Genomic DNA, 12,426 nt, shown 5'->3' with positions numbered 1-12,426 from the left:
CTTTGCTTATATGTATACATATTTTTCCATAAATAAAGCATAATAAGGGTGGTATCTACAAATTGAATGAGGATCATAGGAGGATAAATCAATGAGTATTGACGTGATTTGCACGATCGGACCAGCCAGCTCTTCCCCTGCAGTTGTACGGGAGTTGTTTCTTGGCGGCATGACGGTCGCCAGATTGAATATGTCTCACGGCTCTCATGAAAGTCATAGAGAAATCATACGCCATTTAAGGGAAGCCAGTAGTGAAATCGACATGCCGCTCCGCATAATGAGCGATCTGCAGGGCCCAAAAATCCGGTTGGGCGAGGTTGAAGGAGACGGTATTTTGCTCGAAGAGGGGCAGCCGTTTGAACTATTGGTTACTCCCGTTACCGGTAACGGTCACAGAGCGAATATCGACTATCCTGACATTACGGGGGACATCGTTTCGGGGGCATTCATTCTTATCAATGATGGTGCGGTCAAGCTTGCGGTCACAGAGGTCAACTCCGAGCGGATATTAACCAAAGTGATTGTCGGCGGTCTCATAAGCAGCAACAAAAGCGTCAATTTCCCCGGAACCAAACTGAATATACCCGCACTGACGAAAAAAGATCAAGAGGATCTCGCGTTCCTGCTCGAAGAAGGAATCGATCTGATTGCCTGTTCATTCATCCGCCAAGCTGCCCATTTGGACCAAGTACGGGCCTTTTGCCGATCTTTGTCCGGAACCATTCCCAAACTCGTGGCTAAAATCGAAACAGTGGAAGGCGTTAAAAATTTTCGTGACATTGCAGCACTATCAGATGGCATTATGATTGCAAGGGGCGATCTCGGGGTCGAACTGCCGTTCGAGCAAATCCCTCTGATTCAAAAAGCGCTCCTCAAAGAATGCAGAGAATACGGCATCTACGTCATTACGGCTACTCAAATGCTTCAATCCATGATTGCTGAGCCCGTACCCACAAGGGCCGAAGTGACAGATATTTTCCAGGCGGTACAAGACGGTACAAGTGCGGTCATGCTATCGGCCGAGAGCTCGGTGGGTAAACATCCGGTCCAATCTGTCAAGGTACTGAAGTGCGTTTCCGAGTATGCCGAGGAGATCGCCCGCAAGCAGTCCTATAACCTGAAAGACGTATACGCTCGCTTTCCTTTTAAGGAAATGTAACAAGCGTAAACGGCTGTCGCCGTCCTTTGGCGGCAACAGCTCGTTTCGCGGTGAAATATAAGCTTATTTATAAATGTGAAACTTGTAAATTCTTATATTTAAAAAAAAGAAGCACTGTCATGAAGACATTTGCTTCTTTTTCTCCTCTTTATCATTAATAGTTACTGTATCTTTTTTCACTTCCTCCGGCTGGTCAAATGGTACTCGATCTTCATCGTAGTATGGGATAATGTCCACCTCCTATTTGCATTATTATATAGACGGTTTTTTATCCCAGTGTTAATGCAATGTAATGTAAAAGTGAAATGTCACAAAGACCTTCATCTTACATATATTAGGGACTTAACTTTTTGTTATACGCATTTCATTATGATGTTCCTCATTGAAAATCAATCACAACTTAAGGAAATGTAAAAATTTAATTCATACCGCATCAAATTTGCTCGGAGAATGGAACCTGACAGCCTGGATTATTAATGCGGTGTCGTATTAAATTAATTTGGTACAAAAGAGGCTGTCTCGACAGCCTGAGCATCTAACTGAGATGCTCTCGTTTTTCTATTAAAGCGTTAATTCTTCTTCTGATATTCAACCGGCGTCATGCCCGTGTGCTCCTTGAAGACGCGGCAGAAATATTTCGAATCCGCGTAGCCGACCCGGACACCGATCTCGAAGGCTTTCAGCTTGCCGGAAAGAAGCAGCTCCTTGGCGCGGCAGATTCTCATTTCCTTCAAATGCGCAGTGAATGTTTTGCCGGTCTCCTTGTTGATCAGGGTACTTAAATATTCAGGCGTAATGTTCAAGGCTGTCGCCGATTCTTCAAGTGTAATCCCTTGGGCATAGCGTTCGCGCGCCATGTGCAGCGCCTTGTTGACGAGCAATCCGTACGTTTCCGCCGCCGGACCTTCCGATGCGGCTTTTGCGGCGACCGCGAGCAGAGCCTGCTCCAGTCCATGCCGCGTCCGCGCTTCACTTATGGCAAGCAGCAGCTCCTTGCCGCCCTGATATTCGAAGCCGCTCTGCTCCAGCTGTCCGCGCACATGAAGCACCGAGGAGGCGAAGCGGTAGCAAGCCTCGAGAATATCCTGCGGGTGATGGCTCTCACGAAAGCATTCATCGAGGAACTGGCGGGCTGTCTCGGTGATGCTGCCTTTATTCGATCCGCTGATTGCCTTCTTCGCCTTAATTTCCAGCGAAAACGGGTATTGCAGCGGCATACATGCCCGTTCGGCGGCGGCGATATCCTCCAGCTGGATGCGGTTACCGATGACAATTGCCCAGCACTGGAGCTCAAAGAGATCGCCAAGCCGCTCGGGCAGCACGGACAATCGCTCCACTGTCCGCCATGTCCATACGATGTCATTTAAGCCGCAATCTCGCAGGACGGCTTCAGCTTCGCCGATCAGCTGATTGGCAAATGCCGGTCGGCCTATCCCGTCCCAAGCTCCGGTCTGGCCGAGCAGAACGAATGAGCCGTCCGCTGCCCGTTCCAGCAACAGGACGGCTTCCGGCGCGGTACGGCTGATTTTTTCGCGCAGCAGCGGCCAAGCTTGCTGCAATCTATACTCATCCGCATTGCAGGGATGGATGGCGGCGGCCCATAAGGGGCGGTCAGGCGCGAGCCGGACGCGGGAGCTATCCCGATTGTCGGACCGCTCCGCTCCAAATAGTGTCTCCAGAACGATCGTTTGGTGAAGCTGTCCGAGGGTCTTCTCCAGATCATCGGCGGTGATTGGCTTCATCAAATATTCGCACGCTCCGAGCCGGATCGCTTGCCGGGCGTATTCGAATTCGGAGTGGCCGGAGAGGATGACCAGCTTCGACCCATTGCCGCTGCGCTTAAGCTCTTCAAGCATCTCCAGGCCGTTCATGACCGGCATTTGTACGTCGAGAATGACTACATCCGGCTGCAGCTGCAAAATGAGCGCCAGTCCGGCCCGGCCGTCCTCCGCTTCTCCAACCACCTCGTAATCGCGGCTTAGCTTCCCGATGAGCCGGATGATACCCGCACGCGTCTTTCTCTCGTCCTCGATAACTACGATTTTCATGACTCAATCCCTCCGTTTAAGCTCCAGCGGCAATCGCAGCAAAACGACGGTTCCGCGGCCAAGCTCGCTGTTAATGCTCCATGACGCTTTTCCGCCGTAATAGATATGGAGGCGGTTGAACGTATTTCGGATGCCGAGTCCGCTTCCCGCGACCCCCGCTGAAGAAGCGCTGTATTCGCAGTCGACAAGCATCCGGCATTTATCCGCAGCCATACCTTTGCCGTTATCTTCAATGCGGATGACGAAGTAAGATTCATCTTCCCGGTAGAGGGAAATGCTTAGCTTGCCTCCCGATGTGACGCCGGAGAAAGCGTGAACGAGTGAGTTTTCGATAAAAGGTTGGAGAAGCAGCTTATGCATGCCGGCTTCCAGCAGCTCAGATCCGCATTCGATCTCGCACTCGAACGCATCGTCGAACCGATGCTGCTGCAGAAATACATATTGGCGCAGCCATTCCAGTTCATCCCGCACAGTGACCGTCGCCGTGCTGGCATTGATGCTATAGCGCAAAATCTGGGCCAAGCTCTTCAGCATGCGGCTAATATCATGCTCATCCTTCTCAATGGCCATCCAATTGATCGAATCGAGCGTGTTATAGAGAAAATGAGGGTTAATCTGTGCTTCCAGAGCCCGGATCTCCGCTTCCTTCTGCTTCTTTGTCGCTTGAGTCGTCTCCAGCATCAGGCGGTTTACGGTAGCCATCATTTTATTGAAATTCGTTGCAATGATGGAGATTTCATCTCTGCTGCGCTCCTCGACCTGGACATTGAGGCGGCCGCGCTGAGCGGATTGCATCGCTTTGACGACCTTTCGAATCGAGCCGGTCAGTCTGTCGGAGAAGTAGTAGATCATCATGCTGGAGAGAAGAATGGCGAGCAGATCTGCAATCCAGCCGAGCCGCTGCATACTGTACATCTCCTCGAACAAGTCAATCTGCTCGGTCAAATTGACGATGGACCAGTCATTGACCTTCTCCTTATAGGTGTTCAGGATCGGCGCTTTCATGGGGATTTGGTCAACCGTCATGCCGATCATCGATTTGTCCAGCGCCGAGACGACGGATCCGCCGCTGTCGACAAGCACATTGTAGCTGCGAATGTTCGGCGGCGTAAGCGATGTCGCATGGTTTAGCACCGATTCATATAACGTAATGACGAGAACGCCGACGCCGTTCGTATTTCCTGGCTGCAGATTCGTGATTTTGCGGGCGATGTGGAAGACGTACGACTCATTGTTATGAATCGACTGGACCGCTTCCGGACTCGTAATGACGCTCTCATTTTCTATGCTCATCGCTTTCTTGTACAGCTTCAGCCGGAGGACCTCCTCTCCAGTCGGCCACAAGCCGCTAAGCGCTTCCGATTCCTTGTCGAAGGAGATGACCTGTCCGGTCGGCATGAGCACCGAGATGCTGCGGATGCCTTGCTTCGTATATGCGTAATGGATCAGTATGTCCTGCAAATCATAGAGCAGCATCGCTTTGTCGGGATCGTCGTGAATGATCCGGTTAACGAGCTTGAAGACGTCCGCATCCGTAAATAATTGAAACACCAAATCCCTGTACGAGGACAGGGTCGAGTCAAGGCTTTTGGCTGTTTGCATGAGATTGATCTGCACCAGCTCGTCGATCTTGTTTTGCATCGCTTTGCCGGTCTGATAGTTCGTAAACGCTTGCAAAATAAGCAGCGGGAGAATACTGGCCACGAGAAAGGAAGCGATCAGCTTGGTCCGGAAACTCATTCCCCGCATTAGATGACGCTTCATTTAAATCACCTGCACCTATAAATGGGATACGGCATTGGTGATCACCGCTGCTATTATTATAGCATTACCGCTATGCCCGGAGCATCCGGGAGCGCGCTGCTCCCGTTCGTTCGCGGGCCGTCAGGAGGTGAAGGGATGTATGCCTATTTTTGCCGACAGACGGCTGGTATACCCTAAGCCGATAGGCCGTAGAATATGCCGCAGCCGCCAGCCTGCGGTTAGCCCTTCACCGCGCCGGCCGTTACGCCGCCGACGATATATTTTTGCGTGAAGAAATACAGGATAATGACCGGTACCATTGCGAGCAGGACGCCAGCGAATGCCAGATGAAGCTGGGTCGTGTACTCGCCGAAGAACCTAACCTGCGTCAGCGGCAGCGTTGTGACCGCTTCCTTCTGCACGATAACCATTGATACGACAAAGTCGTTCCAGGCTCCGAGCGTTCCGAGCACAAGCACGGTCATCGTAACTGGCTTGAGCAGGGGAAAGACGATCCCGAAGAATGTCCGGTATTTCGAGGCACCGTCGATCATCGCCGCTTCCTCCAACTCCCGCGGCACCGTCTTAATGAAACCGGTATACAGAAAAATATTGTAGCCGATGCCGACGCCGAGCAGCGCCAGCACCAGTCCAGGCAGCGTGTTTAGCAGCCCGAGATCGAGCCAGGTTTTGTACAGCGGGAACATGATCGCCTGGAAGGGCATCATGATCGAGGCAACGAACATGTAGAACAGAATTCGGTACAGCCTGCTAGTGCTTCTAGCGATCGCATAAGCTGCCATCGAGCAGACAAGAATGGTCAGCACGACGCAGGACAAGGAGACGATCAGGCTGTTCTTGCTAGCGTTGAAAAAATTCGAGGCTTCAATCGCCTCGGTAAAATTTGACCATGCAATGGTATGCGGCGGCAGCAGCGGGTTCGTATTGGCGGAATCTATCGGCGATTTGATGGCATACATGACGACCAGATAAAATGGAAACAGTCCGATCAAAGCAGATAAGCCAAGAAAAACGATTTTGCAGGCATGCAGCGCTTTCTCGCCCTTCGAAATTCTCGTATTCAATATTCCACCTCCCTTTTGCGCAAAATCGATGTGAGAATGACGGTCACGCCCATGACGAGAATGAACATGATAAGACCTGCCATCTGACCGTATCCGGCCTTATTGAACGGGAATACATACTGATAAACATATTGGGCAATTGTCTGGGTCGATCTGCCCGGTCCGCCCACCGCGAACACATAGTCGAACATCCTCAGCCCATTGCCGATCCACAGCGGGATGCAGTAGGTGAAGGCAGGAGCAAGCAGCGGCAGCGTCACAGAGACGAATTGCCGCGCCGGCGTGGCGCCGTCAATCGTCGAAGATTCGTAAACGTCCTTTGGAATCGTTTGCAGACCCGCATAGTAAATGACCATAGCAAGTCCGATCTCTTTCCAGGAGGCCATTAGAATAACGCCCCACAGCGCCGTTTTCTCGTTGCCCATCAGTCCGGAGATATGCAGCACGTTCGGAAAAACGGTACCGTAGACATAGCTGAAAATGTAGGCCGTGAGCACAAGGCTCATAATGACGGGCATAAACAGCGCGCTCTTAATAAAATTCTCGCCCTTGAATTTGGAGGCAAGCATAACGGCGAGCAGCAGACCGAAGCCGTTGCAGAACAGCGTGTAGAACAACGTATACTGCAGCGTGTTGCCTATTATCTCCAGCATGTCCAAATCCGAGAAGAGCAGCCTGAGATTGCGCAGCCCGACATACTCATATGTCGGCGAAATTCCGTTCCAGTTCGTAAAGGCGATGTTGGCGCCCTTTACGAACGGAATCAGAATGGCGAGACTGAAGAGCAGCAGCGCGGGGAGGACGAAAGTGAACTTCACCAGCCCGTCGCGATAGATTCGTTTCATTCACTCAACTCCAGTTCTAAGATGAGCGGCCTTTCCTCCCAGCAGTCGGGAAGAAAAGCCGTATGTGATCAATCTTATGGGGCAATAGAGCTAGCCCATTTTCCTTGCTTTCTCGAATTCCTTGTCGAGATTGTTCAGCACATCGTCCGGCTTGAGGTCGGAAGGGTTTTTCTGCATCATGTATTGTCCGAACAAGCGCCATGTAATTTCATCCCACTGCGCGTAAAAGGTAGGCTCTGCGCCGTTGTTGATGATTTTACCGGTCTGGTACAGCTTCTGGAAGTCCGCAGCCATTGAATCTTGCGTCGCCGGCTTTATATCCGGATTAAGCGCACTGATCGTCTGGACGCCGTCTGCCCAAATTTGTTCACCCTCATCCGACGCCATAAAGTCGAAGAACTTAAGCATTTCCTCTTTGTTCTTGCTGTTCGCGGCAGGCAGGAAGGTATTATCCGTACCATGGGTCATGACGTTGTCTTCCGGATTGTCGTAGGCCGGGAAGGTAAAGACGCCGAAATTACCCTCCGGATTGTACTGACGGATTGTGCCGATGGCGAAGCTGCCGATTACGGTCATCGCCGCTTTGCCCGTCGCAAAATATTGCAGCGATTTCTCATAGTCGATATCCCGATAATCCTCATTCAGATAAGGCATCATGGTCGATACCCGATCCAGCAGGCCGCGAATATCCGGCAGGTCCGACCATTTCTTCTCGCCCGAGATCAGCTGGGCAGGGAAGCCGGGATTGCGTTTTAATGTACTGCCGAATATATCCGGGTACAGGTAACTGATGAATGATACGCCTTGCTGGAACGCGCCCGCAATCGGAGTAATTCCACTCTTTTTCAGCTTCTCGCTAGCGGCGACGAATTCGGTCCAAGTCGTCGGCACCTCAACGCCAGCTTGTGCGAACAGATCCTTGTTATAGATGACGCCATTCGTCATCAGGTCGAGCGGCAAGCCGTAGACGCGGTCCTTGTAGGAGACGTTCGGGAGGTATGCCTTATTGATCTTTTTTGCAAAGCTCTCGCCGGTAATGTCCATAAAGACTCCTGATTCGAGAAAATCGATCATGGTGTTCGGACGGCCGAACATAATATCCGGTACGTCGCCACCAGCGATTTTCATTTTGAGCGCATCGTTGTATTTGTCGGATGCGACGATCTCGATATTGAATTTGATATTCGGATTCTTTGCCGTATAGGCTTCGGTCATTTTCTCGAATGCTTCAACCTTTGGCTTCTCAATCATGAAATGCATGACGTTCAGCGTGACATCCTCCGCTTTGCCGCCTGCTTCGTTCTTGCTGCCGCTACCTTCGTTCGCCGTTCCCTCATTGTTGGCGGAACCGCATGCGGACAAAACGCCGAATGCGAGCATAAGCGCCAAAGCAGTAATCAACCATTTTTTCATAGGACCCCTCCTGGGTGAGCTTTATCATTACCGGCAATCCGGCCGGCTGGTGGAACATGTCCATCATAACGCATTGAAAGCGCTTCATAAATTCTAATATTTTAAAATATGGTAGACAGATTTCAACTAAAATATTCGATTAACGCGATGTGAATCCACAGGTTATGGACAACGATGATACAGAAATGGACCTGTATATTCCGATTTTGCAAAATAACATCTAAAGCAAGACCTTCCGATTACGAGCGAACCAAGCTTTGACTGCTTCAAGCGCGTTTTGAAAAGCAAGTCCTCTTATATTCGCATGGTTCTCCCAGCTTGGAATGTAATACTCGGTAACACCAAGTATGACTAATTTAATGCTATTATTCAGAGTCTTCAGAATATACGGCTTGCCGAACGCAGGCTCATTCGTTTCACTGTAATAGAGGCCGTGAGAGACATTCAATTCCCATTATTTACAAAAGCTTATCGCCCGGTTTACCGACAGAAAATGAACCGTCCTTATAGTTAAGCAAGTACCATAAATTAGAATTTTTGGAGGATAATTGTTTGAAAAAAATCGCTAAGTTTATTTTACCGTTATTTTTGTCCGTGTCCTTGCTCAGTGCTTGTGGCGCTAACAGCACAAACAATGAATCCGCGGCGGCAAACAATGCAGCGAAGAATGCGCCAGCAGCAAGCGAGCCAGCCGCCGAAGGATATGTGCCGGAGAAGCTGACAGTACAATTCGTCCCTTCCCAGAACGCAGATACGCTTGAAGCAAAGGCGAAACCGCTTGAGCAGCTGCTCAGCGACAAGCTTGGCATTCCGGTAGAAGTAAGCATTTCGACGGATTACAACACGATTATCGAAGCGATGGCTTCCAAAAAAGTAGACGTAGGCTTCCTTCCTCCAACTGCATATGTATTAGCGAAGGACAAGGGTGCTGCCGAGGTTATTCTCCAAGCACAGCGCTTTGGCGTACAGGACGACACGGGCGCTCCGACAGATCAGCTCGTTGATTTCTACAAATCGATGATTGTCGTAAAGAAAGATTCCGACATCAAGTCGATTGAGGATTTGAAGGGCAAAAAGATCGCCTACCAAAATGTGACCTCCTCCGCAGGCTTCGTATGGCCAGCCGGTAAATTAATTGAAGCCGGACTTGACCCGCTCAAAGATGTTGCACCCGTTACCGTAAAAGGCCATGACCAAGGCGTTATTGCCGTATTGAACGGCGATGTGGACGCGGCTGCCATTTTCCAAGACGCCCGTACAATCGTTTCGAAGGACTATCCGACCGTATTCGAGGATACTCGCGTATTGGCCTATACCGAAAAAATCCCTAATGATACCATTTCCGTCCGTTCCGACATGAACGCGGAGTGGGTAACCAAAATTCAAGATGCTTTTATTGCTCTAGGCAGCGACGAAGCAAGCCGTGCTATTATTTTTGAGATTTACTCCCACCAAGGTTATGTGAAATCCGAAGACGGCATCTTCAACATCGTCCGCGAATACGGCGAGAAGGTAAAGACCGAATAAGGTTCCCACGCTCTAAACGATTCCCTGCAATAGGCTCCGCATGCCCGTATCGAAAAGCCAGTTCGAGCGCCCGCAGCGCCCGGACTGGCTATCCTTTATTGCTACGATAAAAACAAAGGAATGATCATCCTGTGATTGAACTTCGGAATGTATCGAAATGGTACCCTAACGGGACAAAAGGCCTGAACCAAATCAATCTCGCTTTCGCCAAAGGGGAGTTTACCGCGATCATCGGACTGTCGGGCGCCGGAAAATCGACGCTGCTGCGCTCCATTAACCGGCTTCACGATATTTCGGAGGGCGATATCCTTATCGACGGACAATCCATTACCGGAGCCAAAGGGAAGCAGCTGCGCTTAATTCGCCGAAATATCGGCATGATTTTTCAGAGCTTCAACCTCGTCAAACGCTCATCAGTCCTGCGCAACGTGCTGGCAGGCCGCGCCGGCTACCACTCCACGTTAAGAACGATAACCGGACGTTTCCCCAAGCGGGACATAAACCTGGCATTCGAAGCGCTGAATCGCGTTAACATTGTGGAGAAAGCTTATTCGCGCGCCGATGAGCTGTCCGGCGGCCAGCAGCAGCGTGTAGCGATAGCCCGCGTGCTGGCACAGGAAGCAAAAATTATTTTGGCAGACGAGCCCGTCGCCTCACTCGATCCGCTTACGACGAAGCAGGTGATGGATGATTTGAAGAAAATCAATCTTGAGCTGGGTATTACGACGATTGTTAACCTTCACGACGTCCGTTTAGCGAGGCAATACGCTACGCGCATCGTTGGCTTACTCGCCGGACAAGTCGTGTTTGACGGGCCCGTAGCGAAAGCAACCGATGAGCGGTTCGCCGAAATTTACGGACGCCCTATCTCAGAGGCCGAGCTTCCGGGAGAGCGAAACGCATGAGTATGCGTACAGAGCTCAGTCGTCCAAAAGCGCCAAGCAAGCTCAAGCATTACCTGAGCGCTGCGGTCATTATTTTGCTGCTCTGGGGGAGCTCCGTTCAGACCGAGGCTACGCTTAGCGAGCTTATTGAAGGGTTTCCGAACATGTTCGACCTGCTTGAGGAAATGTTCCCGCCAAAATGGACCTATTTCGACAATATTGCCGGCGCTATGCTGGAGACGATTCGTATGGCCCTCATCGGGACGACGATCGGCGCCATTTTGTCGATTCCGGTTGCCTTGCTGTGCGCCGGCAATATAACGGCCAGCTGGTGGCTTCATCACCCTGTACGTTTCTTGCTCAACCTGATACGCACCATCCCCGATCTGCTGCTCGCCGCAGTCTTCGTGGCCATAGCAGGCATCGGTCCGCTGCCGGGGATCATGGCGCTGACCCTCTTTTCTCTAGGCCTTATAGCTAAGCTCACGTACGAGGCTTTGGAGGGGATAGACCGGGGACCAATCGAAGCTATGACCTCGGCAGGCGCAAACGGCATTCAGCGCATCGTTTATGCTGTCGTACCGCAAATACAGGCACATTTCATGTCCTTCACGCTGTATACCTTTGAAATTAACGTTCGTGCGGCTGCCGTGCTTGGTCTCGTAGGCGCAGGCGGAATTGGCCATTATTATGAAATTACGCTAGGTTTTCTGGAATACGACAAAACCTGCGTCATCATTATTTTCACGTTAGCCATCGTCTTGCTGATTGATTATTCAAGCACGAAGCTGCGGGAGAAGCTGCTATGAACAAATCGTGGAATGTTATCGTGCCGAAGCCTAAGCCCAACCGTTCCCGCTGGCTGATCTATCTTGCGCTTGCAGCCGTCTATTGCTGGGCGTTCTCAGGCATACCGCTTACAGGCTTAAAGGAAACTGCCGTTCAAATTACGAAAGCGATCGTAACCGGCATTCTATCACCCGACTGGGATTTTGTTTATTTGCCCGAAGGCGAGGATTTGCTGCGGGGACTGCTGGAGACGCTTGCTATCTCTATATTAGGCACCTTCATTTCCACGCTGCTCTGTCTGCCGCTTGCCTTCTGGGCTGCGGTCAATATGAGCGGACCTTGGACCGTATCAGGCTCGGGTAAAATGGTGCTCAGCTTCATCCGGGCCGTTCCGGAAATGGTTCTGGCCCTAATGTTCATTAAAGCCGTAGGGCCAGGCTCTTTCGCCGGCGTGCTGGCGCTTGGCTTGCATTCGGTCGGCATGCTCGGCAAACTGTTCGCGGATGAAGTCGAAAATATGGATAAAGGGCCGGTTGAAGCGCTGCTCTCGTCCGGAGCGAATCGGCTGCAAATCTTGTGGTTTGCCGTCATTCCGCAGGTACTTCCCGGGTTCCTATCCTATACGCTGTACCGATTCGAGATCAATATGCGCTCCGCGGCCATACTTGGCGTCATTGGCGCTGGCGGTATCGGCACGCCTCTCATCTTCGCCCTAAGCACCCGCAATTGGGATCGCGTCGGCATTATTTTGCTCGGCATTGTCATTCTGATTACCGTTATTGATATCATTTCCAGCGCGATTCGCAAGCGTCTCGTCTAGGCCATGCCAAATAAACAGCCCGCAGCGGTGAGCGGTCACCATGTACGGGCTGTTTCGGATGTGCATATTTGAATTGCCTTCCTCCAGGGAGGATAGCTCCCGCTAAAATCATC

Annotated in this window: 10 protein-coding genes; 5 read left to right on the top strand and 5 right to left on the bottom strand. The window is 51.1% G+C overall.

Annotated features, from left to right (window positions below):
- The first annotated feature begins 91 nt into the window (after window positions 1-91).
- Window positions 92-1,159 (top strand): pyruvate kinase, encoded by a 1,068-nt coding sequence (gene pyk / locus ASG81_RS02335; RefSeq protein WP_056628609.1) that lies wholly within the window; start codon window positions 92-94, stop codon window positions 1,157-1,159.
- 569 nt (window positions 1,160-1,728) lie between these two features.
- Here pyk and ASG81_RS02330 read toward each other — a convergent pair.
- The 5 genes from ASG81_RS02330 to ASG81_RS02310 form a co-directional block, all read right to left on the bottom strand.
- The gene (locus tag ASG81_RS02330) at window positions 1,729-3,207 is read right to left on the bottom strand and encodes a response regulator transcription factor (protein WP_056628605.1); all 1,479 of its coding nucleotides are present in this window, start codon (window positions 3,205-3,207) and stop codon (window positions 1,729-1,731) included.
- A 3-nt stretch (window positions 3,208-3,210) separates the two neighbouring features.
- Entirely contained in the window at window positions 3,211-4,971 is a 1,761-nt protein-coding gene (locus ASG81_RS02325) for a cache domain-containing sensor histidine kinase (protein WP_056628603.1), read from the bottom strand.
- 218 nt (window positions 4,972-5,189) lie between these two features.
- Window positions 5,190-6,035: a carbohydrate ABC transporter permease gene (locus ASG81_RS02320; protein WP_056628599.1), complete on the bottom strand. Its 846-nt coding sequence runs from the start codon at window positions 6,033-6,035 to the stop codon at window positions 5,190-5,192.
- Window positions 6,032-6,880 carry a carbohydrate ABC transporter permease gene (locus tag ASG81_RS02315; RefSeq protein WP_056628596.1) on the bottom strand — a complete coding sequence of 283 codons (849 nt, stop codon included), beginning with the start codon at window positions 6,878-6,880 and terminating at the stop codon, window positions 6,032-6,034. The genes ASG81_RS02320 and ASG81_RS02315 overlap by 4 nt, the downstream gene beginning before the upstream one ends.
- Before the next feature lie 90 nt (window positions 6,881-6,970).
- Entirely contained in the window at window positions 6,971-8,293 is a 1,323-nt protein-coding gene (locus ASG81_RS02310; protein ID WP_056628593.1) for an ABC transporter substrate-binding protein, read from the bottom strand.
- Window positions 8,294-8,845: 552 nt separating this feature from the next.
- On the opposite strand from ASG81_RS02310, the gene ASG81_RS02300 reads away from it, so the two are divergent.
- The 4 genes from ASG81_RS02300 (at window position 8,846) to phnE (ASG81_RS02285) (ending at window position 12,313) form a co-directional block, all read left to right on the top strand.
- Window positions 8,846-9,820: a phosphate/phosphite/phosphonate ABC transporter substrate-binding protein gene (locus tag ASG81_RS02300; protein WP_056628587.1), complete on the top strand. Its 975-nt coding sequence runs from the start codon at window positions 8,846-8,848 to the stop codon at window positions 9,818-9,820.
- 131 nt (window positions 9,821-9,951) lie between these two features.
- The gene (gene phnC / locus ASG81_RS02295; protein WP_056628585.1) at window positions 9,952-10,725 is read left to right on the top strand and encodes a phosphonate ABC transporter ATP-binding protein; all 774 of its coding nucleotides are present in this window, start codon (window positions 9,952-9,954) and stop codon (window positions 10,723-10,725) included.
- Window positions 10,722-11,513, top strand: a complete 792-nt coding sequence (gene phnE, locus ASG81_RS02290; RefSeq protein ID WP_056628582.1) for a phosphonate ABC transporter, permease protein PhnE — start codon at window positions 10,722-10,724, stop codon at window positions 11,511-11,513. The genes phnC and phnE (ASG81_RS02290) overlap by 4 nt, the downstream gene beginning before the upstream one ends.
- On the top strand, window positions 11,510-12,313 hold the full coding sequence (phnE, locus tag ASG81_RS02285) for a phosphonate ABC transporter, permease protein PhnE (protein ID WP_056628579.1): 804 nt from the start codon (window positions 11,510-11,512) through the stop codon (window positions 12,311-12,313). The genes phnE (ASG81_RS02290) and phnE (ASG81_RS02285) overlap by 4 nt, the downstream gene beginning before the upstream one ends.
- Window positions 12,314-12,426 lie beyond the last annotated feature (113 nt).

This window comes from Paenibacillus sp. Soil522 (assembly GCF_001428245.1).
In the GTDB taxonomy this organism is placed as follows: Bacteria; Bacillota; Bacilli; order Paenibacillales; family Paenibacillaceae; genus Pristimantibacillus.
Note: the sequence above shows the minus strand (reverse complement) of the source record. Positions and strands in the feature narration are given on the sequence as shown.